Annotated in this window: 31 protein-coding genes; 21 read left to right on the top strand and 10 right to left on the bottom strand. The window is 63.8% G+C overall.

What is annotated here, in order from left to right:
• The first annotated feature begins 106 nt into the window (after positions 1–106).
• Entirely contained in the window at positions 107–385 is a 279-nt protein-coding gene (locus tag ACGGKE_RS07910; RefSeq protein WP_317516525.1) for a chorismate mutase, read from the top strand.
• Here ACGGKE_RS07910 and ACGGKE_RS07905 read toward each other — a convergent pair whose 3' ends face one another.
• The 10 genes from ACGGKE_RS07905 to ACGGKE_RS07860 form a co-directional block, all read right to left on the bottom strand.
• On the bottom strand, positions 386–1,351 hold the full coding sequence (locus tag ACGGKE_RS07905; RefSeq protein WP_394436773.1) for a cupin-like domain-containing protein: 966 nt from the start codon (positions 1,349–1,351) through the stop codon (positions 386–388).
• Between the two features lie 60 nt (positions 1,352–1,411).
• Positions 1,412–2,320, bottom strand: a complete 909-nt coding sequence (locus ACGGKE_RS07900; protein ID WP_394436771.1) for a DMT family transporter — start codon at positions 2,318–2,320, stop codon at positions 1,412–1,414.
• 83 nt (positions 2,321–2,403) lie between these two features.
• Positions 2,404–2,829 carry a DUF2147 domain-containing protein gene (locus ACGGKE_RS07895; protein ID WP_394436769.1) on the bottom strand — a complete coding sequence of 142 codons (426 nt, stop codon included), beginning with the start codon at positions 2,827–2,829 and terminating at the stop codon, positions 2,404–2,406.
• A gap of 123 nt (positions 2,830–2,952) precedes the next feature.
• A complete protein-coding gene (locus tag ACGGKE_RS07890; protein WP_394436767.1) occupies positions 2,953–3,942 on the bottom strand; it encodes a type II secretion system F family protein in 990 nt (329 codons plus the stop codon).
• Between the two features lie 17 nt (positions 3,943–3,959).
• Positions 3,960–4,958 carry a type II secretion system F family protein gene (locus ACGGKE_RS07885; RefSeq protein WP_394436765.1) on the bottom strand — a complete coding sequence of 333 codons (999 nt, stop codon included), beginning with the start codon at positions 4,956–4,958 and terminating at the stop codon, positions 3,960–3,962.
• Positions 4,959–5,008: 50 nt separating this feature from the next.
• Entirely contained in the window at positions 5,009–6,283 is a 1,275-nt protein-coding gene (locus ACGGKE_RS07880; RefSeq protein WP_394436763.1) for a pilus assembly protein CpaE, read from the bottom strand.
• A gap of 1 nt (position 6,284) precedes the next feature.
• Positions 6,285–6,932, bottom strand: coding sequence for a CpaD family pilus assembly protein (locus ACGGKE_RS07875; RefSeq protein WP_394436761.1), 648 nt, complete (start codon positions 6,930–6,932; stop codon positions 6,285–6,287).
• Positions 6,933–6,948: 16 nt separating this feature from the next.
• Positions 6,949–8,403 carry a type II and III secretion system protein family protein gene (locus ACGGKE_RS07870; RefSeq protein WP_394441820.1) on the bottom strand — a complete coding sequence of 485 codons (1,455 nt, stop codon included), beginning with the start codon at positions 8,401–8,403 and terminating at the stop codon, positions 6,949–6,951.
• A gap of 10 nt (positions 8,404–8,413) precedes the next feature.
• On the bottom strand, positions 8,414–9,427 hold the full coding sequence (cpaB, locus tag ACGGKE_RS07865; protein WP_394436759.1) for a Flp pilus assembly protein CpaB: 1,014 nt from the start codon (positions 9,425–9,427) through the stop codon (positions 8,414–8,416).
• Between the two features lie 51 nt (positions 9,428–9,478).
• The gene (locus ACGGKE_RS07860) at positions 9,479–9,952 is read right to left on the bottom strand and encodes a prepilin peptidase (RefSeq protein ID WP_394436757.1); all 474 of its coding nucleotides are present in this window, start codon (positions 9,950–9,952) and stop codon (positions 9,479–9,481) included.
• Positions 9,953–10,143: 191 nt separating this feature from the next.
• Between ACGGKE_RS07860 and ACGGKE_RS07855 the strand changes: the two genes are divergently transcribed.
• The 20 genes from ACGGKE_RS07855 (at position 10,144) to ACGGKE_RS07760 (ending at position 22,988) form a co-directional block, all read left to right on the top strand.
• Complete coding sequence (locus tag ACGGKE_RS07855) at positions 10,144–10,575, top strand: hypothetical protein (RefSeq protein ID WP_394436755.1); 432 nt, start codon at positions 10,144–10,146, stop codon at positions 10,573–10,575.
• A gap of 72 nt (positions 10,576–10,647) precedes the next feature.
• Entirely contained in the window at positions 10,648–12,162 is a 1,515-nt protein-coding gene (istA, locus tag ACGGKE_RS07850) for an IS21 family transposase (protein ID WP_394436753.1), read from the top strand.
• Positions 12,149–12,877 (top strand): IS21-like element helper ATPase IstB, encoded by a 729-nt coding sequence (istB, locus tag ACGGKE_RS07845; RefSeq protein ID WP_037482228.1) that lies wholly within the window; start codon positions 12,149–12,151, stop codon positions 12,875–12,877. Before istA ends, istB begins: the two co-directional genes overlap by 14 nt.
• 106 nt (positions 12,878–12,983) lie before the next feature.
• On the top strand, positions 12,984–13,829 hold the full coding sequence (locus tag ACGGKE_RS07840) for a DUF6745 domain-containing protein (protein ID WP_394436750.1): 846 nt from the start codon (positions 12,984–12,986) through the stop codon (positions 13,827–13,829).
• Between the two features lies 1 nt (position 13,830).
• Positions 13,831–14,184, top strand: coding sequence for a hypothetical protein (locus tag ACGGKE_RS07835; protein WP_394436748.1), 354 nt, complete (start codon positions 13,831–13,833; stop codon positions 14,182–14,184).
• Between the two features lie 57 nt (positions 14,185–14,241).
• Positions 14,242–14,538: a hypothetical protein gene (locus ACGGKE_RS07830; protein ID WP_394436746.1), complete on the top strand. Its 297-nt coding sequence runs from the start codon at positions 14,242–14,244 to the stop codon at positions 14,536–14,538.
• Entirely contained in the window at positions 14,535–16,040 is a 1,506-nt protein-coding gene (locus ACGGKE_RS07825; RefSeq protein WP_394436744.1) for a hypothetical protein, read from the top strand. Before ACGGKE_RS07830 ends, ACGGKE_RS07825 begins: the two co-directional genes overlap by 4 nt.
• Positions 16,041–16,165: 125 nt before the next feature.
• A complete protein-coding gene (locus tag ACGGKE_RS07820; protein WP_394436742.1) occupies positions 16,166–17,005 on the top strand; it encodes a PD-(D/E)XK nuclease-like domain-containing protein in 840 nt (279 codons plus the stop codon).
• A complete protein-coding gene (locus ACGGKE_RS07815) occupies positions 17,005–18,138 on the top strand; it encodes a hypothetical protein (RefSeq protein ID WP_394436740.1) in 1,134 nt (377 codons plus the stop codon). Before ACGGKE_RS07820 ends, ACGGKE_RS07815 begins: the two co-directional genes overlap by 1 nt.
• Complete coding sequence (locus ACGGKE_RS07810) at positions 18,138–18,551, top strand: single-stranded DNA-binding protein (protein WP_394436738.1); 414 nt, start codon at positions 18,138–18,140, stop codon at positions 18,549–18,551. Before ACGGKE_RS07815 ends, ACGGKE_RS07810 begins: the two co-directional genes overlap by 1 nt.
• Positions 18,552–18,573: 22 nt before the next feature.
• The gene (locus ACGGKE_RS07805) at positions 18,574–18,858 is read left to right on the top strand and encodes a hypothetical protein (protein WP_394436736.1); all 285 of its coding nucleotides are present in this window, start codon (positions 18,574–18,576) and stop codon (positions 18,856–18,858) included.
• A gap of 61 nt (positions 18,859–18,919) precedes the next feature.
• Positions 18,920–19,336, top strand: a complete 417-nt coding sequence (locus tag ACGGKE_RS07800; protein ID WP_394436734.1) for a hypothetical protein — start codon at positions 18,920–18,922, stop codon at positions 19,334–19,336.
• Positions 19,337–19,490: 154 nt separating this feature from the next.
• Positions 19,491–19,658 (top strand): hypothetical protein, encoded by a 168-nt coding sequence (locus tag ACGGKE_RS07795; RefSeq protein ID WP_394436732.1) that lies wholly within the window; start codon positions 19,491–19,493, stop codon positions 19,656–19,658.
• Positions 19,655–19,846 carry a hypothetical protein gene (locus ACGGKE_RS07790; RefSeq protein ID WP_394436730.1) on the top strand — a complete coding sequence of 64 codons (192 nt, stop codon included), beginning with the start codon at positions 19,655–19,657 and terminating at the stop codon, positions 19,844–19,846. Before ACGGKE_RS07795 ends, ACGGKE_RS07790 begins: the two co-directional genes overlap by 4 nt.
• Positions 19,831–20,919 carry a hypothetical protein gene (locus ACGGKE_RS07785; protein WP_394436728.1) on the top strand — a complete coding sequence of 363 codons (1,089 nt, stop codon included), beginning with the start codon at positions 19,831–19,833 and terminating at the stop codon, positions 20,917–20,919. Before ACGGKE_RS07790 ends, ACGGKE_RS07785 begins: the two co-directional genes overlap by 16 nt.
• Entirely contained in the window at positions 20,916–21,212 is a 297-nt protein-coding gene (locus ACGGKE_RS07780; protein ID WP_394436726.1) for a hypothetical protein, read from the top strand. Before ACGGKE_RS07785 ends, ACGGKE_RS07780 begins: the two co-directional genes overlap by 4 nt.
• On the top strand, positions 21,209–21,409 hold the full coding sequence (locus tag ACGGKE_RS07775) for a hypothetical protein (RefSeq protein ID WP_394436724.1): 201 nt from the start codon (positions 21,209–21,211) through the stop codon (positions 21,407–21,409). The genes ACGGKE_RS07780 and ACGGKE_RS07775 overlap by 4 nt, the downstream gene beginning before the upstream one ends.
• A complete protein-coding gene (locus ACGGKE_RS07770) occupies positions 21,406–21,726 on the top strand; it encodes a hypothetical protein (RefSeq protein ID WP_394436722.1) in 321 nt (106 codons plus the stop codon). Before ACGGKE_RS07775 ends, ACGGKE_RS07770 begins: the two co-directional genes overlap by 4 nt.
• Positions 21,727–21,751: 25 nt before the next feature.
• Positions 21,752–21,994 (top strand): helix-turn-helix transcriptional regulator, encoded by a 243-nt coding sequence (locus ACGGKE_RS07765; RefSeq protein ID WP_394436720.1) that lies wholly within the window; start codon positions 21,752–21,754, stop codon positions 21,992–21,994.
• Between the two features lie 13 nt (positions 21,995–22,007).
• Positions 22,008–22,988 (top strand): tyrosine-type recombinase/integrase, encoded by a 981-nt coding sequence (locus ACGGKE_RS07760; protein ID WP_394436718.1) that lies wholly within the window; start codon positions 22,008–22,010, stop codon positions 22,986–22,988.

The raw sequence follows: 22,988 nt of genomic DNA, 5'->3' as shown, positions 1-22,988 counted from the left end.
GACCCGGTTCATGTGGCGGTGCAAAAGAGCAAAGGCAAGCGGGAATAGCTTGCACGGCGCGCCACAAGCGGCAAAAAGCGCGGCGATCAACCGCAGGAGCCCCCAGATGGACGAGACCTTGAAACGCTATCGCGAAAGCATCGACAATATCGATGCGGCGCTGGTGTTCATGCTCGCCGAGCGGTTCAAGGTGACCCAGGCGGTCGGCGAATATAAGGCGAGCCATGATCTGCCGCCCGCGGACCCGGGCCGCGAGGAGCGCCAGATCGCGCGGCTGCGGCAGCTGGCGGCGGACGCGAAGCTGGACCCCGACTTCACCGAGAAATTCCTGCGCTTCATCATCGATGAAGTGATCCGCCATCATGAGCGGCTGCGTGAGGCCTGATCAGCCGGCGGGGTAACGTTCATGGCCCGCATTGGGCCAGTGGAAGCCGGTATAGGTGAGCATCGTCGAGAAACTTTCCGACCGCACCTGGTGCCACCACCCGATCGGGATGAAGAGCAGGTCGCCCGGCGTCAGCTGCACCTCATAACGCAGCACGTCGCGCGCTTGCGGGAAGCGCTTGAGCTGGGCCTCGTCCGTCACGTCGCGCACGTCGCTGAACACATGCCCTCGATGCGCGAGCCGCCGCGTCTGCGACGGCGGGATCAGGATCAGCCGCTTGGTGCCGGTGACCTGCGCCAGCAGATTGTTGGTGAGGTCGAAATGAAGCGGCGTGAAGGCGCCCGCCCCGCCGATCCACACCATGCCCTGGGGCCGGCGCAGATAGGCGTCGAGAGGACCGAGATCCTCGTCCAGGGGCGCAAGCGCGGGCGCGTTGGTGGCGCTGTTCGATGCGGTCAGATAGGCGTCGTTGCCGCCCGCCCGCACCAGGTCGATGAAATGGCGGAAGGGCGCTCGCTTGCGGTGCCGGTCCTTCTTCAGCTCATAGTCGGCGGCGCTGGAACGGCCGCCCTGATATTCGATTTCCGCGTCGCCGATCCGATCGGCGAGATAGTCGGGCGTCCAGCGTTCCAGCGCCGGCCAGCCGGTCATCGCGCCCTTGATCAGCACCGGGCGGCCCGGCGCGTAGAAGCTGTGGAGAAATTCCTCGCCTGACAGATTTTCCGCCGTCAGCAGGCCCGACGCGTAGGGCGACAATGCGCGCTGCGCCTCCTGCACGTCGGCCAGCCAGTCGCGCCGGCGTAGCGCTAGTCGATCCTCGTCAAAAGAAGGCTTGGGCGCGGCCGGTTTGGCGACGGGCGCGGCCGGACGCGGCGCCGGCGCGCGATTGAAGTCGATCTGGCGGAGCGCCATCTGCATCGCCATGTCGGCGGCCTGGGCAGGAAGGGACGGCTGACGCTTGCTCATGCCGCCGCATAGCGCGCGATCATGACGACGATGTTGCAGGCGATGACGTTTGTGTGACGATCACGCCGGCTCGACCAGCTCGGCAGCGGCGTCGCGGGCCCTGGCGCGACCCTGCGATCGACCGAGCAGGACGCCGCCCAGCGCCAGGGCGAAGCCGATGAGTTGCACGGGCCCCAGCTGCTCGCCGAACAGCGCCCAGGCCTCGATCGCGGCGAGCGGCGGCACGAGCAGCAGCAGCATCGACATGGCGGTCGGCCCCTGATGCCGCACCAGCCAGACGAGCAGGCTGAGCCCCGCCGCCGACAGGCCCAGCACCGACCAGCCAAGGCCGATCCACAGCGTCGGATCATTGTCCCAGCGCCAGTCGCCCACGATCAGCGTCGCGGCGATCGCCACCAGCGCGCCGCCCAGATTTTGCGCCGCGCCCGACATCAGGATCGGATCGCCGGCAATCTGGCCCCGCTGAATCAGCGTGCCGCCGGTCATTGCGATGATGGCGAAGAGGCCGGCGAGCACCGGCACCGCCGGCACTCCGCTGGCGCCGCTGCGTTCGATGGCGGGCAGCAGGACGCAGGTGACGCCGATGATCGCGATGGCAAGGCCCGCCCAGCCGCGCCCGGGCAGGCGATCGCCCAGCAGCAGGACGCTGGCGACCGCCACCATCAGCGGCTGGGTCGCGCCCAGCAGCGCCATGATGCCGGCCGGCAGGCCCCGGCCGACCGCCCACCAGCTGATCGTCAGATAAAGGCCATGCAGCATCGCCCCGGCGCCGAGATGCAGCCCCAGCCGCTTGCCACGCGGCCAGCTCTGCCCAGCGAGGGCGGCCGCGCCGGCGAGCAGCAGCGTGGTGGTGACCAGCCGCACCGCCAGCACCAGTTCGGGCGCGCCATGCGGCACGACGGCGCGCGCGACGATGAAGCCGGTGGACCAGATGAGGACAAACAGGATGGATGCGACAAGGCCGAACATGCGCGCGGCCTTGGCGCAAGCGCGGCCTCCTGTCGAGGCGCGGCGTCGAAAGTCCGCCTACATGCCTAAAGGCCCCTGGCGCCTCAGCGCACCGGCGTCCAGGTCTGCGTCTTGCAGAAGAAGGCGATGCAGCCCTGCACCTTCAGCGTGCCGTCGGCGTTGCGGCTCATCTTGCTGTTATAGCTTTTGCCGCTTTCCGGGTCGTAGATCGTGCCCTTCCAGATATCGCCGGCGTCCGTGAAGCCGGACAGCAGGGCGAGGCCGACGAGCGGCTTGGAGCGCTGCGCGGGATCGGGATTTTTGACGTCGGTCTGTGGGCGGCCGGGCGTGGGCTTCACGATCTTTTCGATCCGGCCGCACAATTGCTTGCCGCATGGCGCGATGTTGACGATCGCCTTCCCATCGACGGTGGCCCAGCGCCCGGTGACCGGCTGCGCCGCTTGAGCGGGCAGGGCGGCGAAGGCGCCGATTGCGGCGGCGGCGAGGCCAATGGTGCGAATGACGGTCATGCGATCCTCTCTCTTCTTTCCTCTTACGTTAGCGTAAAATAGAGAAGGAAAGCCCGTCGCGCCAGCGCTTTGTGGGCGCGCTGGCGCGGGTGGCTGGACGCTACGGCAAGCGCCAACTCTCTATTAGAATGCCGCGCTGATCGAGCAGGCCGCCGGGCCCAGGATGACGACGAACAGGGTCGGCAGGATGAAGAGAATCAGTGGCACGGTCATGATGGCGGGCAAGCGCGCGGCCTTTTCCTCCGCGCGCATCATGCGTTCGTGGCGGAACTCGGCCGACAGGACGCGCAGCGCCGACGCGAGCGGCGTGCCGTATTTTTCGGTCTGGATCATGGTGGTGACCACACCCCTGACCGCGTCCAGCTTCACGCGCGAGGCGAGGTTTTCGAACGCCATGCGCCGTTCGGTAAGGAAGCTGAGTTCGATGGCGGTCAGCTGGAATTCGTCGCCCAGTTCCGGATAGGCCTTGCCCAGTTCCCGCGCCACGCGGGCAAAGGCGGCGTCCACGGTCAGGCCCGCTTCGGCGCAGATCACCAGCAGGTCAAGCGCGTCGGGCAGGCCCTTGCGGATGGCGGCGGAGCGCTTCTGCACCTTGTTGTCGATGTAGAGGTCAGGCGCCTTGTAGGCCAGCAGCAGGGGAACGGCGAAGGCGAAGAAGCGCTTTACCGGCCCCCATTCGGGATTGATGCCGACGCCATAGAGCAGGATCGCGGCAAGGCCGCCAATCACGATCGGCAGGATCATGCGGCCGAAGATCACAGCGACCGCCAGATCCTTGGAGCGGATGCCGGCCTGCGCCAGGCGGGTCTGCACGTCCTTGAGCTGGTCGTCCTGCAGCACCTTGAGGCTGGACAGGAATGACCGCATCTGGTCGGTCGTCTGGTTCTTCTTGACCAGCTTGGCGCGGCGCTTGGCGGTCGACGCGGTGATGCCGGCCTTGAGCTGTTCGCGCCGTTCGTTCAGCGCCTTGACGCGCTTGGCCATGGGGTCGCGCACCGTCATCACCGCATAGAGGGCAAAGAGGACGGCAAGCGTCGCGAGGCCGGCCAGCAGGGTGCCGAAATCGGTGGCGGTCATGCCGAACAGGGTGCCGGCGGGGTTTGGGGCGTCCATATTCTAATGCCTCCCCGTCAAATCTCGAAATTGACCATCTGGGCCATGATGAAGGCGCCGATGCCCATCCAGCACATGCCGCCGATCCCCACGACCTGCATCGTGCTGAGCCCGAACAGGCCAGCCGGATCGGGCGTGAAAAAGGGCTTCATATAGTTGAAGTTGATGTAGCAGATCATGCCGAACACCAGGAATGGCAGGGCGCCGATGATGTAGGCCGACGCCTTGGATTCGGACGACATGGCGCGGACCTTGAGCTTCATCTGCGCGCGCTGGCGCAGCACCGTGGCGAGGTTCGACAGGGTTTCGGCCAGGTTGCCGCCGGTTTCGCGCTGGATCGCGAGGGTAATGACGAAGAACTGAAACTCCGCCGTGCCCAGCCTATCCGCGGTTTCCTGCAGCGCCTGCTCCATCGTCCGGCCGATCTTGATGCGCTCGGTAATCAGCTTGAATTCCTCGCCCACGGGGCCGGGGATCTCGTTCGATACGACGCTCAGCGTTTCGGCGATCGGCAGGCCCGAGCGCAGGCCGCGCGTCAGCAGTTCGAGCGCGTCAGGGAATTTGGCGTTGAACTGGTTGATCCGCTTGGCGATCAACCGTCCGACCCACCAGTGCGGCAGGCCCAGGCCCGCGGCCAGGCCGACCAGGACGGCGAAGAAGAAGGGAAAGCCGCGCAGCATCAGCAGGGCGGTGACGACAAGGAAGATCACCGCGCAGGCCGTCATATACTGGCTGAGCGTCCATTTCTTGCCGGTCATCTTGATGCGCTTGGCCAGATTGTCCGGATTGGGGATCAGCGAGACCAGCATCTTGGCCTCGGTCCCGGTCGCGCGATTGGAGATCGCCTTGCGCATCCGCGCTTCCAGCAACGCTTCGGCTGATTCGCCATGGCGTCCGCGAATGGTCGCGACGCGGCGCTTGCGCGCCTTCTCCGGCGACGGACCGGCAAAGGCCATCACAATCAGCCCCAGCATGGTCGCCAGGAGCACCGCGATCAAGATGACATTGCCGTCCATGGTTCCACCTTGTCCTGTGTCGGCCGCCCGTCATCGGGCGGCGCGCGCCTTCAGCCTTCGTTCGCGGCCTTGTCCTTGCGCCGCGATGGCAACATGCTCTTGAGGTCGATCTTGCTCAGCAGCGAATCGCTCTTCGCGGGACGCGCGTCGGGCCCGTCCTCTTCCGAGGCGCCCAGCGCCTCGTTCAGCAAGGCGGCGCAGGCCGCGCCCACCTTGCTGCCCTTGGCGACTTCGGCCAGCGTCTTGCCGAGCTTTGCCGCCTGCGAGGCAACCCGCACATCGCACGGCACCAAAATGTCTACCTTGCGCTCGATCGACTGTTCGAAATCCTTGCGGCTGATTTCGGGCGAGCCGGGCTGCACCTTGTTGGCTACCACGATCGGCCGCGCCTGTGGGGCGTTGGTCTTGAGCCAGGACAGGATGCGGATCGTGTCGCGCGCCGCCGCCAGCGTCAATTCGGTCACAATGAGCGCGACATTCACGCCGCCCATCAGGTGCGGATGCTGGATCAGCATGCCGCGCGGAAGGTCGACGACGCTGCATTCGAACGCGGCCTGGAACTCCTCCAGCAACTGGTAGAAGGCGCCCCCATCGGTGAGCATCGGCTGACTGATCGGCGCTTCGGCCGACAGGATCGCCAGCGTGTCGCTGGCGCGCACCATCGCGCGCTCGATGAAGAGGCCGTCGATGCGGCTGGGGTTTTCGATCGCGTCGGTCAGGCCGCGGCCCGGCTCCAGGTCGAGCGCCAGCGCATTGGTGCCGAAATGCACGTCGAGGTCGAGCAGCGCGGTCGCGCGATTCTTCTTGTCCGACAGCATCCAGGCGAGCGAGGTCGCAATGCTGGACGCGCCCACACCGCCGCGCGTGCCGATCACCGCCATGGTGCAGTGCGGCCGCTCGGGCCCTGTATCGCGCGGGGCCATGAACACCGCCTGCGCCTGCGCCAAGGCATCGCGCAACTGGTCCGCGCCGAAGGGCTTGAGCAGATAGTCCTGGATGCCGCTGGCGACCAGGTCGCGGTAGAGGCGCACGTCATTGACTTGGCCCGACGCGATCACGACGGTGCCGGGTTCGCACACTTCGGCCAGGCTGTTGATGTCGTTCAGCGGATCGCCGCTTTCGGACATGTCGACGAACAGGATCTGGGGCGACGCCGTGATCGACAGGGTCTGGACCGCATTGCGCATCCCGCCCTTGTTCACCTTTTCGGGCGCCCAGCCCATTTCCGCCGCGACGGCGCGCAGCACATCAAAACTGTGATCGTCGCAGACGAAGGCATGAAACGGATCACGCAGGCCGACGCCGGGTTTCCAGGGTGCGTTCATGTTACTGCTGGCCTTCCGCCTGAAGCTGCTTGAGATCGCCAGCGCCGGTCGGCGCCTTTTCGCGATAGGTGGAAATCGCACGATTGGACGTGGCGGTGCGCAGGTCGCTGTCGCTGGTCTGGCCGCGGACCAGATCCTCGGGATTGGCGACCATCGCGGCGATGTTGCTGTTGGTGCCGCAACCGAAATTGGACGAGGTGCCCAGCGTCATTTCGCTCTCCTGCTTGGCGCTCCAGTCGGGGCAGCCCGGCACGCTGGCGGTGGCGCGGCGCACGATCAGGCGGACGCTGCCTTGCGGCGCCATGCCGGCGACGGCCGAACTGTCTTCGCCCACCAGCAGGCCGTGGCGCGCCACGACATTGGCGATGCCTTCGCGCAGCGCCGGGCCGTAATAGCCGTCCGACACGATCGCGACCTGATCGCCATAGCCAAGGTCGATGGAGACGAACCAATCGTTGAGCCGCGCCGCTTCGGCGGGCGCGAGCGTGTCGCCCGGGCCGGCCATCACGTCGAACGTATAGGCGGCGTGACTGACGACCGGCTGATGCACCGATTCAACGCCGCGGTTGAGGCTGTCGGACGTGCAGGCCGCCAAAGGCATGGCCAGCAACGCCAGCGCGCTAAGCGTCTTGAGGGACAGAGAGGTCATGATCTTGGTCCTTCCGTCAGAAGCTGAAGCCGGGTGCGGCATCGCCATCCTTGCGGGCGACTGCCGGCGGCGGGGCGGCGGATGCTTCGGGGCCTGGCGTCGGCATGGGCGACCCGGGCGCGCGGCTGGGCATCGGGCGGCGAGCGCCGCTGGTGCCGCTGTGGCTCCGCTGCAGGAACAGGCCTTCGCCAAGGTCGGCGTTGCGGAAACCGTCGGTCGGCAGGCGCACGTCTGACGCGTTCATCGGCTTCACCAGATAGGGGGTGACGACGATGACCAGCTCGGTTTCGTTGCGCTGGAACTGTCGTGACTTGAACAGGCTGCCCAGGATCGGCAGGTTGCCAAGGCCCGGTATCTTGTTGACGTTGTTCGACGCTTCGTTGTTGAGCAGCCCTGCGATCATGAAGGCTTGTCCCGAACCGAGTTCGACGGTGGTTTCCGCCGTCCGGCTGCGCAGGGCGGGGACATTGGCGTTGATCGAGAAGTCCAGGCTGGACACGGTCGGCCGGACCCGCAGTGAGATGCGGCCATCAGCCAGCACCGTGGGCGTGAAGGCCAGCTGCACGCCATATTGCTTGAATTCGATGCTGTTGCCCTGCAGGCCGTTGCTGACCGTGTAGGGATATTCGCCGCCGGCCAGGAAGCTGGCGGTTTCGCCAGACAGGGCCGTCAGGTTGGGCTGCGCCAGGGTGGAGGCGAGGCCGCTCGATTCGGCCAGATCCAGCGCCCCGGCAATGTCCATGCCGAATATGCGCGCGACGCCACCCAGCGAATAGGAGCCATCGACCGGCGAGGTGAAGTTCCAGCTGTTCGTGTCGCTGTCATATTGCGCGAAATCGCGTAGGCCGCCTCCGACGAAGCCGCCGGTCGAGCCACTATCCCGACTGTTGAAGTTGGTGCCGATCTTGTGGCCGACATCCTTGGCGACTTCGGCAATCTTGACCTGCAGCATCACCTGCAGCGGCGTCGCCATGCGCAGGCGGCTGACCACGGTCACGTCCTTACCGACGAAGGCCTGCGTCAGCCGTTCGGCCTCGGCCGCGTCCTCGGGCGCCTGGATCGTGCCGGTCAGCAGCACCATGCCGTTCATCGTGTTGACGGCAATCTTGGCGCCCGGCATGGCCAGGCGCAACATGTCGTCGATGCTGGTGATGTTGTTGCCGACGCGGACCGTGCCCGAAAACAGCACCTTGCCGTTGGAGGCGGTGGCGAAAACCGTGGTTTCGCCCGCCTTCTTGGCGATCAGGTAGAGCTGGTTCTGGGAGCGGACATGCACGTCGACCACTTCGGGATCGGCGATCACCACATCCGACATCTTGGCTGGCAGGTTGACGACGCGGCTGCCGCCCACCGACAGCAGGATCGCACTGTCCTGCGCGCTGGAGATGGCGGCGTTGACGGCGCTGGTCGGCGCGGCGGCAAAGGCCAGCGCCAGGCCGATCGCGACGGCGGGACCGGCAAGCTTGTGCATGGGCTTCATCTTACTTCCCCCCGACCGGAACTTCGGTCACTGTGGTGCCGCGCGCCACGCGGATGGTCGGGCCCTTGAAGGCGACCGTGCCGACCGGCGCGCCATTGGCGGCCATGGCGGGCGGCACGCTTTCGACAGGCTTGGGCGGAACGGAGCTGCGCTGGTAGCGCGACACGTCGGCGCCGGTGGAATAGGTGGTGCCGCGATCGACTGGCTGCGCGGCGAGCTTGGCGAGGATCGCCTTTTCCGCCGCCGGGCTGGCGCCATCGGGCAGGTCGACGTCAGCGCCGGCGATGGCGGTGTCGAGGTCCGCAGGCGTGTCCGCCATCGACCGCAGCGACATGGACAGCGATCCGACGGTCTGCGCCACCGCGATCTTCTCGGCGATCTTGGGCGTCACTTCCAGCGTGACGTTGGAATAGGTCTGGACGACGGGCTTGCCGTCGGGGCCGAGCGCGTCCATCCGCTGGTCGGTGGCCAGCACACGCAGGTTGCGCAGGATGGTTTCCGACACTTTGAGCGGCTCGCCTTCGCCGCCGCCCGCCACGCTCTGCGTCAGGACGAGGTCGATGCGGTCGCCCGGAAAAACGAAGCCGGCGACCGAGGTCTGGGCCGACACCGGCACGGTGACCGCGCGCATCCCGGGCGCCAGCGCCGCGGCCAGGAAGCCGCGATCGCCCGGCTTCACCAGCGCGCCCTGCGTCAGCGGCTGGCCCGCCGTGATGGCGGTGCGCACGACGCTGCCCGCCAGCCGGGCCGGATCGGCCTGGCCGCGCAGATAATAGGCCTGTTCGACCAGATCCTTGGGCCAGGGCTGGAAGCGGAAGCTTTCCGCATCGAGGATGGTCCCCACCGGCAGCGCCTTGACCGCGACCAGCACATGGGGCTGGTCGGGCGCGACCGGCATGTTCGCCGCGCTGACATTGGGCGTGCTCGACGAACTCAGCATGTTGCGCGCGAGCAGCGCTGTTGTAACGGCTATGATCAGCGCGCCAACAAGCAGCACGATCTTCTTAGCATCCATGACGAAATTCGCCTCCCTCGAGTGGGTGCCAGGCCCCCATTGCCCCACTCATCACGCAAAATGGTTAAGATATCGTTCGCCAATCATGCACAGGGCGGCGAACGAGATGGCGACCCCATAGGGAATCTCGGGCTGGCCCTGCTTTTTGGCGATACGGTGATGGATCATCGTGACCAGCGTGACCGCGCCGCCCAGCAGCGCCATCAGCATGATCAGCGTCATGAGCGTCTGCCAGGGGAACCACAGCGCGAGCGCGCCCAGCAGCTTGACGTCGCCGCCCCCCATCATGCCGATCGCGAACAACAGCGTGAACAGCGCGAAGACGATCGCGCCGACCAGCAGCTGCGCCGCCATGCCCGGCCAGGGCTCCAGCCCGCTGGCCAGCCACCACAAGGGGGCGAGCAGCGCGACGGCCAGGTTCAGGCGGTTCGAAATGATACGGGTGCGCAGATCGGTGACGGCCGCCGCGATCAGCAGCGCGCTCAGGGCGATCATCAGCGCCAACCGGAAATATTCCCCCGACATGCGCACTATTCCCTAGACCGCATGGCTTACCAAACCTTTACCTTGTGGTGAGGTTTTCTGCGGCGTTCAGGCGGTTCGGTCGAAAAACCGGGCCGACATGAATCAATATGATGGCCGGCAGAGGCAAAACCGAAACGGGCCGGAATGCGACTGGAATCGCACCCGGCCCTATCACGCGAAGGGAAGTTCGCATGAGTGACGCTGGATATACGCTGAACCCATATTTGATCCAAGGCCCTGCGCTCTTGGCGTTCAGTGGCGGTCGCACATCGGCAAAGTTGCTCAAAAAGGTCTTGGACGCGCACGGTGGCATTCTACCCGCCGACGTGCATGTCGTATTCTGCAACACCGGCAAGGAGCGTGAGAAAACGCTGCGCTTCGTCTATGAATGCGGCGTCCGGTGGAATGTGCATATTCGCTGGCTGCAATGGCTTGATCGGCGCAAAGGAACGGCAGTCGCCCAGCGCTTTGAGGAAGTGGGCTTCAACAGCGCCGCTCGGCGCGGTGAACCGTTCAAGGCGCTGATCGCCAGCAAGAAGGCGCTCCCCAATGCGGTCGCGCGATGGTGCACCGAACACTTGAATGTGGATCGGCGTGCAAAAAGGACCCCGTTAGCGGGGTGATCGGCGTCTAAAAGGGACCCCTCATTTCGATAGCTTACACAGCCGCGTGGAAGTTCATGCGGCGAGATCGGGATGTTGGTTTTGGAGACAGTGGTTCGTATCCGGCGTGAGTATGCCGGCGGGAAGGCGATCAAGGCGATCGCGCGTGATCTGCATGTGTCGCGGAAGGTAATCCGCAAGGCGATCCGGGCGCCGGAAGGCGCATTTGATTATCGACGCAAGGTTCAGCCGCTGCCGCGGATCGGTCCGTTTCAGGATCGGCTGGATGTGCTGCTGGAAGAGAACGAGGTACGGGGCCGACGTGACCGGCTTCGGATGACCCGTATCCACGACCTTCTGGTGCGTGAGGGTTTCGAGGGCTCTTACGATGCCGTGCGCCGCTATGCGGCGCGGTGGAAGATCGAGCGGCGCAGGGATGTCGGCGACGGGACGACGGCCTTCATTCCGATGCTGTTCCAGCCCGGCGAGGCCTACCAGTTCGATTGGAGCCACGAGGATGTCGAGATCGCCGGCAAGCCGATGCGGGTAAAGGTCGCGCACATGAGGCTGTGCGCATCGCGGGCTGTGTATGTCCGGGCCTATCCACGCGAGACCCAGGAGATGCTGTTCGACGCGCATGCGCGCGGCTTTGCCTTCTTCGGCGGCGTGCCCCGGCGCGGCATCTACGATAATATGAAGACGGCGGTGACGAGCGTGTTCACCGGCAAGGACCGGGTGTTCAACCGGCGGTTCCTGATCATGGCCGACCATTATATGGTCGAGCCCACGGCCTGCTCGCCGGCGGCGGGATGGGAGAAGGGTCAGGTCGAGAACCAGGTGCAGACGATCCGGGGACGCTTCTTCCAGCCCCGTCTGCGGTTCGCCAGCCTCGAGGAGCTCAATGGCTGGCTGGAAGCTGAGTGCCGACGCTGGGCCGAACGGCAGGCCCATCCTGAGCAGGGCGACCAGACCGTGGCGCAGATGCTGGAGATGGAACGTCCTGCATTACAGTCGATGCTGGGGCCGTTCGACGGCTTCAACGAGAGCGAGCACGGCGTGTCGGGCACCTGCCTGATCAGCTACGATCGCAACCGTTACTCGGTCCTCTCGACGGTGGCGCGGCGCACGGTGCAGGTTCGGGCCTATGCCGACCGCATTGTCGTGCGATGCGGCGATGAGGTCGTCGCTGAGCATCCCCGCTTCTTCGGGCGGAACCGCACCATCTATGATCCCTGGCACTATCTGCCGGTGCTGGCCCGCAAGCCCGGCGCTTTACGCAACGGCGCACCCTTCCAGGACTGGGAACTGCCGCCGGCGCTCGCCCGGTTGCGACGCAAGCTGGGCAACGGCGATGATGCCGATCGGCGGTTCGTGCGCGTGCTGGCGGCCGTGCTGACCGATGGCCTGGAACTCGTCGAAGCCGCCGTGCGGGAGGCACTGGCAACCGGCACGGCGAGCGACGACTTGATCCTCAATATCCTGGCACGGCGCCGCGAACCGCCGCGACCGCTGACGATCGTCACGTCGGAGGACAATGCCCTGCGGCATCCGCCGATCGCCGACTGTTCCCGTTACGACCAACTGAGGAACTTCCATGCAGCGGCATGACATGATCGACGCGATGCGCGGGCTCGGACTCAAGGGGATGGCCGGCGCGTTCGATGAGGCCGTCACCACAGGGCTTCAGCGCCAGCGCACGACGATGGAGATACTGACCGATCTGCTGCGTGCGGAGGCAACGCACCGCCACGCCGCCTCGATCCGATACCGGATGGCGGCCGCCAAGCTACCGGTGGTGAAGGACATTGATGCCTTCCACTTCGAGGGGACGCCGATCAACGAGGGGCTGGTCCGTTCGCTGCACGGCGGGGCGTTCCTGCCCGCACGGCGCAATGTCGTCCTGGTCGGTGGCACCGGCACCGGCAAAACCCATCTGGCCATCGCCATCACCGCCAATGTCGTCCGCGCTGGAGCGCGGGGGCGTTACTTCAACACCGTGGATCTGGTGACCCGCCTCGAAGAGGAAGCCCGGATCGGAAAAAGCGGCGCGCTTGCCGCCCAGCTCTCTCGCCTCGACCTCGTCGTGCTCGATGAGCTTGGCTATCTTCCCTTCGCCCGTTCAGGCGGGCAGTTGCTGTTCCATCTGGTCAGCAAACTTTACGAGCAAACCAGCGTCATCATCACGACCAACCTGGCGTTCGGGGAATGGCCGACGGTGTTCGGCGACCCCAAGATGACCACCGCTCTCCTCGATCGCGTCACCCACCATTGCGACATCATCGAGACCGGCAATGACAGCTGGCGCTTCAAGAACCGAAACTGATCCCCCGCCGCACGCCGGGATTAAGATGCTTTGCGCTGCGCGCGCCTCCGGTCGGGCTCCGCCCTCCCTACGCCGCGCGCAGCGCAAGGCGCGTTCCTCGACCGTCGTGGCATCCTTGAAAGGGGGTCCCTTTTGCGCGCCGATCGGGGGTCCCGTTTGCACGCCGATTGACAGCCAGCTCGAAAGCCAGCTCGAAAGCCAGCTCCGCAGCCAGCTCCGCAGCCAGCTCTACAGCCAGCTCCGCAGCCAGCTCGGCAGCCAGCTCGAAAGCCAGCTCGGCAGCCAGCTCTACAGCCAGCTCTACAGCCAAAACCTATACGAAAGCGGCTTTTTGTGGGGATCAATGGATCTCTACTGGCTCGCCTTCTATAGGTTCGGCCAGAAAATCGGCGCAAGGTATGATGTCGATGTCAGTAGACGCTTTGACATCATGGAAGGCATTTCGCAGCAATGCGCATATTGGTGGCCTTTCGATGGGATCGTCATTGCATCGGAAAAACCGCGCGTTGTCCGGTGGGATGACAATCGCCTGCTCCATGGCGAAACCGGCCCCTCCGTCGAATTTTCGGACGGCTATGCACTGCACACCTGGCATGGTCAGGCGATCCCCGCTGAATGGGTAACGGGAAAGCCGCCATCACCTGTCGAATGCCTGACTTGGCGGAATCTGGATCAGCGCGCAGCTGCCTGTGAAATTGTCGGTTGGCACAACATCCTTGATGAGGTTGGCGCGCGGACGATCGATGACAGCGGTGATCCGGCATGGGGTAAGCTGGTCGAAGTCGATCTGCCCGACAATGGGCCGCAGCGAATGCTCGACGCCATGTGCGGCACCGGGCGGCGGTTTGCTCTTCTTACCACCATGAATGTCAACACTGTCGATGAAGCTCAGAGCGAGCTTCACGGCGGCATCCCCGCGCACATTCTGCGCAACTCTGTCGAAAGGACGTAACATGAAGTTCGATTTTGATCCTTCGCGCAAGGCCATTCCCCAAGGCGATGTCTACCTGATCCCCATCATGTCCATTCCGGCAGAAGCGTCGGCGATTGAACCTGAAAAGGGTCAGTTCATCGTCACGCATTCGGAGACAGGCCATCACCATGTCGTGATGGAGCGCCCGACCGTGAAGATGTTTAGCGCCATGGATACCTTTCGTGGCTTTCTGCTGGTCGAAGGTGAGCCGGCCACGTTGGAGCATCTGCGCGAGCACCACACACACGCGCCTCAGGAAATCCCTGCCGGAGCCTGGCTGATCCAGCGCCAGCGCCAGCCTTCGCCCGAAGGATGGCAGCGCGCCGCCGACTGACCCATCACCGGACCCAGCTTCCCGGCTGGGCGAGGATGACGAGTTTGGAGATTGGATATGTCTCAGACACCATTCGAACGCCTGAAAGCCCACATGGCGGAGCACTATCCGACGATCGGCTGCACGCTGGTATCGGACGCGCACCCTGCTGCGATCGAGGCCGCTCTGTCCGGCCAGATGCTCCGCATCCCTGATCGTGCCGCTTACGAAGGCGCTGGCGGCTGGAAAGATGGCCGGTTCGGTCAAGCTTACGACCTGATTGCCGAGGCGCTGAAAGAGCGTGGGACGGTCAACTGGCACCGCCATCACCTGCTGACACTGATCGAGGAGGAGGACAGCAACCATGACGCATGATTTTGAATGCGCCTCATGCTGTGGCTACGGCACCGACGATCGTGAGCCAGACGGCGATTGCTTCACTTGCCAGGGCAAAGGCTGGATTAGCTGCGATCGCGGCGGAGTCGATTGCCCGCATAATGTCTGTGCCTGTGAGCGCGCTTGGGAGCGCCAGCAGGAAGATAACGCCAGCGAACCGCCCGTCACCATGGCAGAGCAATATCAGCGCGCCGCCGAAGAAAAGCGGAGGCTCTCATGACCCGCATCCTATCCGCCCTCCGCTGCTCTGGTTCGCATATCCGCCTGTCTACAGGGGAGGCAATCGCAACGGCGGTGATCGTTTTTGCGATGGTTTGGGTGTGCGTGTTGTGAGCCGGAAAATCCCCGAAAACCGGAAAGGAACTGACATGGCCATTGCGCCTGTGACTGAACTCGTTCCCGTCGCTGCCGGAAATGCAGCCGCCGCTGTCGTTCTGTTCGATCAGGACAAGTTCGATGCATTTTACGCCAAGCTGCGGGCGGACATTGAGGCCGTCCCGATCGACCTCACCACCAAGAAAGGCCGCGACGCCATTGCTTCGGCCGCCGCCAAGGTGCGCACCGAGAAGGCCAGCATCGACCGAGATCGCAAGCGTCTGACGCAGGAATGGCGTGACAATACCGCGCTGGTCAATGGCGCCTGGAAGGGCATCGAGGCGCGGCTTGATGAGCTGGCTGTAGAAGCCCGCAAGCCGCTGACAGAGTGGGAGCAGGCGGAAAAGGCTCGCGCCGACAAGGTCGATGCCATCATCAACAAGATCGTGTTGGACGGCATGGTCACGCTGGAAGACACCGTTGCATCCGTGCGCGAACGCGGCTCGTCCGTCTTCAACACCGAACTCGACCCCGAATTGTTTGGCGAAAAGCTGGACGCCGCGCAAAAGGCCAAGAACCACGCTGTCGATATGCTCAAGACGGCGCTTGCCCGGCTGATGCGCGAGGAAGCGGAGCGCGCCGAACTGGAGCGCTTGCGCGCGGCGGAAGCTGAGCGCGCCGCCAAGGAGCAGGCAGAGCGCGAGGCCCGTGAATCGGAGGAACGTGCCGCCGCCGAGGCCAGGGCAGAAGCCGAGCGGCGGGAAGCCGCCGAGAAGGCAGAACAGGAACGCATCGCCGCCGCGCAGCGCGAAGCTGAGGAACGTGCCAAGCGCGAAGCTGCGCAGGCCGCCGAAGCGGAACGCCAGCGCATCCAGCGCGAGCATGACGAGGCAATCGCCGCCGAACGCCGCCGCGCCGAGGAAGCGGAGCGCGCTGCCCAAGCTGAGCGTGATCGCATCGCCAAGGAGGAAGCTGCCCGCAAGGCTGAGGCGGAACGCATTGCAGCGGAACAGGCAAAGCGCGAGGCTGATCAGGCCCATCGCACCAGTGTCAAGACTGCCGCCAAGCAGGCGCTCATGACCTGCGGCGCTGACGAGGAAACGGCCCGCAAGATTGTAGTCGCCATCCTTGCCGGCGAAGTCCCCAACGTAACGCTGAGGTTCTGACCATGAGCGACAACCCTTTTGCCCTCGATTATGTCGAGCCGAAGCAGGATGACATTTTCGAAGCCTTCGACCGCGAAGCGCCTGCGCCAATCGAAGCGAAGGCCAAGCCTGTCGCGATCGGCGAAGTGACCCGCCTGTCGAGCGCAGACTATCACTCTGACCCAGCCCCGGAGGCGAGTTTGTCCGCGACGCTGGCCAAGCTGCTTATCAGCCGGTCGCCCCGCCATGCATGGCTGCAAAGCCCGAAGCTGAACCCGGCGCGCAAGTCGGTCCACCGCAAGACGTTCGACATCGGACGCGCGGCGCACCGGGCGATCCTGGGTTGCGGTGATGATTATGTGCTGATCCCGGATGATGTGCTGGCGGCAAATGGCGCGGCCAGCACGAAGGAGGCCAAGGCGTTCATTGCCGACGCCAGAGCGCGCGACCTCACGCCGCTGAAGGCTGAGGAAATTTCTCAGATCGAAGCGATGAAATTGGTCGCCGACGCTCGACTTGCCGACCATGGCGTCACGCTTGACCCGGCTCGATCCGAACTGTGCGCCATCGCCCAGATTGATGGCATCTGGTGCCGCGCGATGTTTGACAACGTGCCGTCCGATCCGCGCGAGCCGATCTACGATTTCAAGACCTGCGAAGACGCCAGTCCGGAAGCCTGCCTGCGTGCGATCCTGAACTATGGCTACGACATTCAGGCAGAGCATTATCGCGCTGTCTGGAAGGCCGTGACCGGCGAAGATCGGAACTTCGTCTTCATCTTCCAGGAGAAGTCCGATCCGCACGAGGTGACGCTGGTTCGGCTGTCGGGGTCATTCGAGGCGATGGCCAAGCGCCGCGCCACCCGTGCCCGCATGATGTGGGCCGCCTGCATGAAGTCCGGCGAATGGCCGGGATACCCAACCGGCCTGCATGAGGTCGATGCCCCGTCATGGCTGGTCGAACGCGAATTTCAGGAGGAAATATAATGGCTATCCGCTTCATTCCCGTTGCCGAAATCAACGACCAACTGACGATCGCGCTCGGCATTTCCGGTGGCTCGGGCACCGGCAAGACCTTCACCGCCCTGCGTGTCGGGCGCGGCATCGCCGAAGCCATTACCGGCAAGAAGGGCGCTCCCATCGGCTATGTCGACACCGAGAACAAGCGCGCGCTGCACTACAAGGCGGCGTTCCCCGAAATTGCGCATTTCGACTTCACCGCGATCAACGATGACGGCGAGCTGGTCGGGTTCGGCCCGGAACGCTGGATCGAAGTCATCGACGCGGCCGAAGCGGCGGAACTGCCGGTCCTGATCTTCGACAGCTTCAGCCACGCATGGGAAGGCGTCGGCGGCGTGCTGGACCTTCATGCCCAGGTGCTGGAACGTCTGGTGCAGCAGGCGCAGGCCCGCGCGAACGGTCGCTATGAGGTCGATCCGGCGCGGTTCAGCCAGCTTGCATGGGCAGAGGTGAAGCCGCGCTATCGCCGGCTGATCGATCGTATCGTTCGCGCCAAGACCAACATCATCATCTGCACCCGCGCCAAGCCGGTCATGCAGAAGGGCTTCGGCGACAAGGCGGAGAACGCCCGTGCGACCAAGACGCGCCGCAAGGACGTGCCGTGGGACCCGGCGAGCGATGGCGACCTGATGTTCGAAATGACCGCGATGGTGATCCTCGATCCGATCGCGCCAGGCTGTCCCGTCCACCAAATCAAGGTCGCCGACCAGTTCAAGGGCTTGCTCGATCCGCGCCGGCCCATGGGCGAGGACACCGGCCACGCCATGGCGGAATGGGCCAAGGGGCAGGGCGGCGCGCAGAAGCAGAAGGAGTTGATGGACTTCGCGCGCGACAAGGCCCGGCTCGGCAAGTCGGCTTTCACCGAATGGTGGAACAGCGATGAAGGCAAGGCCGCACGCCCGACCGTTCGCCCGATCATGGACGACATCACTGCCCTGTGCGCCGAAGCCGACCGCATGGCCAGCCAGTCCGACGACGATCCGTTCGGCAACGAAGGTCCGGCCGACGAACAGCGCGGCGAAGCATTCAACGGCTCCGACGAGGACGAGATGGCCCGCAAGGTGCGCGAGGAAACGAACGCCATGGCTGAGGTGGCGTAATGCAGATCGTCAACATCGCCGGCAATCTCGGCAAGGATGCCGAGTTCAAAACAACGCAAGGCGGCGACCCGTTTTGCCGCTTTTCGGTCGCTGTCACGACCGGTTGGGGCGACCGCAAAGCTACGACATGGTGGGACGTTACCCGGTGGGGCAAGAACGCCGAAAAGCTGGCTCCCCTGCTGACCAAGGGAACCAAGGTCGCGGTCTCGGGTGAAATCTCGACTCGCGAACATGAGGGCAAGACCTACCTTCAGATACGGGCCGATCACGTCACGCTGCAAGGCGGCGCACAGGGCAACACCGACCGCGGATCATCCACCGCAAGCACCCCCAATAGACAGCAGGAACAGCAGCGAGGCTTCGGGTCGAGCGCCGGGTTTGACGGCGACCTGGACGACGAAGTGCCTTTCTGATCGCAGCATAAGGAGACAGCAGATGTTCGGATTGATGTTCGTGAAAGAGCATAAGGCGGTCGTGGCAGAGTTTCGCCGGCAGATCAGCGTGCTGACCGACAACAAGCGCCGTATGGCTGAAAGCATGGAAAGCGAGGCTCGCCACCTGCGCCGCCAGTTGGACAAGATGCACGACAAGGTTGCCGCGCATGAAGCCGAACTCACCAACTGGCGCGCCAACGGCCAGCTTCGCGACCCCAAGACGGGGCGGCTGATCCCGCGTGCCAAGAAGAAGCAGATCGCCAAGCTGGAAAAGATCACGTTCTAACCCGCCGCCCGAGGCAATTCCCCCGGCACGGGCCTTTGACGCCGGGGGAGGAAGGACAAGGATGATGAGCGACAAAGACTGGCAGTGGTGGTCCGGCACCAATGACGAATATTACACCAATGGCCCGTTCCAGTGCCGCGAACATGCGGTCGAAGAATTGGACGGCGAAGGTGGATATATCATCGAAGCGGTAAAACTGCACGTGCGTTTCAACGCCGACCAACTGATAGAAAACCAGTATTTCGAAGACGACGACTATTTCAGCGGTGAGAATTCTGATCCAGATCGCGCTGGAAGCGTCGCCATCATTAAGACGGCTAACGCCGAATTGCAAGGATTGCTAGACGCATGGTGCAACAAGTGGCAACACACCTTTGTTGCTCCAGAAATGTTCGCCGCCACGCGCAACGCGGCGATTGTGCCGGAATTTGCCGATGAGGCGGCTCAAGAGGCTTGGCTCGCGGAGAATCCCGCATGACACGCCCCCATTCCCCCGACCTGCGGGCGAAGGTTCTGCCCAGCCGCCCATGGAGACAGATCGAGCGCACGGTTCATAAGCCTGGCGAGTGGCGTCAGACGCCTACCGGGTTTGAGCGGGTGCCGTCGTGAGTGAGCGCGGGACACTCGAAATCGTGCAAGTCGTCGTGAAGGTTGACGATGGCGACCTGTGCGCGGTGGCGCTTCCGCCCGGTTCCACAGAATATCTGATCGCTGTGATCCAGACATTTTCTGACGGCCCGATCAAGCTGGCGCGCCTGCCTGGCGTCAAGATGGTGCCCATTAGCGAGTTGCAGTCATGACCCAGCGCGCAAATTGGTTCCGCTGCTGCATGGAGTGCAACTCCACCGCGCCGAACCGATCCGGCATCTGCGACCAGTGCGCCGTGACCCACGGCTACGCCAACGACAACCGCGCTCCGGTGCAATTCAGCGATGATGTGCAGCCCGATCAGCGCGAACAGAAGGAGGATTTATGGCCGAGGAATTGAGGGCGGCGCTGGAGCGCTTACCGATCCGAACAGAAATTCTGAATGTGGACACCGGAGAACGCGGTGGACAATCGGTTGAGGTGCCTTTGGCGCTGCGCAACCGCATCCTCGCCGCCCTCCGCGCATCAACCGATGCTGCCGTGATGGATGAATTGAAGATCGAGGAAGCCGAAATGGCAGGCATGGATAAGGCCGCCACTTTCTGCATTGAAACGCTCGCCAAGGCGTTGGGCATTGACGATTGGCAGATGGCCGATGGTAGCGAAGAATGGCACGGCGATGTTGCTGGGACGATCTACAACGTCCTGAAAGCCGGGCGGGTTTATGACGATGAGGATGGCCGCGTTGCTCGCCTTGAGGACGCCCACCCGCCCGCCGATGCTGCGGCTGTTGCGGGGGAGGGCTTCTATTACGTTATTGACATGCCGCTCAATGCCGAGGGTCTTGGGCCGGCAACCATCGGCAAAGATGCTGTCAAAATGACATATCAGGTGTGGGATCAATACTGTGACACCCACGGCGAATTTGATTTGCTATCGAACGCAATCCGCCATGCCCAGCAATTGAACGCCCTATCCCACCCTGCACCCGCCGAGCCAGACGACCTGACCGCCGTTTACATGGCGGGCCGCAAGAGCATGAGGGATGAAATGAAGGCTGCCGAGCCGGTTGGGCTGCGGGAGGCGACTCAGGAGGCAAGGAACACCCTACACGCCCTCAGGATGGGTCATCGCGTTGATCTCACTAGTTCGATTGAGCGCATCGACAAAGCCCTCTCGACCCTCGCCCGCACGGATGAGGCCAGCACGGATGGAGGGGCGGTCGTGAGCAACCATATCGGACCCAGGCCGGACGAATATCATAGGCGCGAATTACCCGGCGATGCATGGGTGAAGTGCCAAGGCTGTCCGGCATTCCGCGTCCATGATTGGCACTATTTTTATTGCCGCCACCTTGGCGACCAGACCAAGCCAGATGCCTGGAGTGAAGGCTGGAAGCGCCTCGCAACCCCAATCTATAAGCGCGCCGACTTAGCACCCTGCGGTCTGCCAGAACAGGAGCCATCCCAATGACCCAGCCAGTGGACATAGAGGCGCTGCGGGCGCTGATGGAGCGGGCGCCTGACCTGGACGAATTGCGTAACGATTTGTCCATGCCCGCGACGGCGGCCTTACTGGACGCGCTCCCCTCCCTCCTAACCGAACTGGAGGCTCTACGGGCAGAGCGGGGGCGGATGGTGGAGGCGGCGCGCAATCTATTACCGTATCTTCGCTGGACTGTTGGCGAGGAAAACCCCGGCTTCCATCCTACAATGCCAAGCGCGGTAGCTGCGTTTGAAGCCACCCTCAAGGAGCCATCCCAATGAAGATCATCATGCACTGTGAGCCAAATGAGGCGGCCGAGCTGGCAGCGCTTATTGTTCGCGAGATACCCACGTTCGAGCGCAGCTGCCGGGGCATTGGCTGGGGTTGGCACTATTTGGTCGGCGGAAGAACCTTCTTCCTGCGCCAGATCAAGAACGGCATTTCGGCAAGCCCCTGTCCGGAGGAGCCATCCCAATGACCACGACACCCAGCGCGCGGGCGAGGGAGGCGGCGGCCGAATATATCGCCCTCATGCAGTATCCCGGATCACCCTATGCTGGCCAAAAGGCGCATATCGGAATGCATGTGGTCCAAGCCTTCGCCCGCTTCGAAGCCGAGATACGGGTCGAAGCCACCCGCGCCGCAAACGAGCGGATCGCGGAGTTGGAGGGGGCGTTCGACTTATACGGCCGTCACTTTTCAACGTGCGAAGTGACCGCGGGGGCCAGCGCCGAGTGCAATTGCGGCCTGGAGGAAACTCGCGCCGCCCTCCAGCACAAGGAACCCAAGCCATGAAGATCCGCAAGGCGAAGGAGGGGTGATGGGTAAGCACGTTCCGCATTGGCCTCGGATGCTCAAGAAGGCGTCCGTTTGCGCCTATCTCGAAATCTCCGGCGCTGAGCTGGAGCGTGAGATTATCTCCGGCCGCCTGCCGCACCCCGTCAAGCTGGGCAATGGCCTCCATTGGAGCCGTGCCGATATTGACGCGCATCTGGAACGCCTTACCGGAGAGGCCGCCGCCGACGACTGGCGCGCGGGGACGAAGCTGTATGCCAACGGATAGGATCGTCAAATATGTGAAGCGGGCCAAGTCGAAGGGCCATGTCTATTATTATTTCGATACCGGGCAGACAGACGACGATGGCAAGCGCATCTGGAAGCGATTGCCGGATCCCGCCGACAAGGCGTTCGCTGCGACCTACGCCGCCATGCTCGGGCATCGAGCGCGTCGGCAGAATGTGGTGGAGCGCCTGACTGTCGCAAAGTTGATCGATCTCTACCAGTGCAGCGACAAATTCAGCAAAATGGCAGATAGCACGAAGCGGCTTTATCGCCTGTATCAGGCCGAGTTGGTCGACAAGCTGGGCACCGCGCCGGCGCAATTGGTTGAACGGAAGGACATTGTGCTGTTGCTCGACCAGATGGCGGACAGGCCCGGCGCTGCAAACATGGTGAAGCGATCGGGCGGCGCTGCCTATGCCTGGGCGCGCAAGCGGGGGCATGTGACCAACGACCCGTTTTTCGAGATCGAAGAAATGGACACCGGAGAACATGAGCCATGGCCGGAAGCGGCATTGCAGCTTTGCCTCACCGCCGAAGATGACATCGTGCGCCTGACCGTGCACTTGCTCTACTACACTGCCCAGCGCATCGGCGACGTTGCCGCCATGTCATGGCGCGACATTCGAGACGACGCCATCCACATCACGCAAAAGAAGACCGGCAAGCATCTGATCATCCCCCTCCATCAAGAACTACGGAAGGAACTGGCGCGGCATTCCCGCAGCCTGACGACGATCATTCCCGGCAAGCCAATGGAGAGCAAGAACAACCGCCTCCGCCTCGCGATGCAGACGATTTGCACCGAAGCCGGATTCAAGATTGTCCCGCACGGGCTGCGCAAGAACGCGGTCAACGCCTTGCTGGAGGCCGGTTGCAGTAGCGCCGAAACCGCTGCGATCAGTGGCCAGTCGCTCCAGATGGTCGAGCATTACGCCAAGCGAAGATCGCAGAAAAAGCTGGGCCTGTCCGCTATGGAAAAGTGGGAGCGAACATAA

Origin of the sequence: Sphingobium naphthae (genome assembly GCF_043589935.1) — a bacterium.
Taxonomy (GTDB): domain Bacteria; phylum Pseudomonadota; class Alphaproteobacteria; order Sphingomonadales; family Sphingomonadaceae; genus Sphingobium; species Sphingobium naphthae_A.
This window is presented reverse-complemented; position numbering and strand designations above follow the sequence as displayed.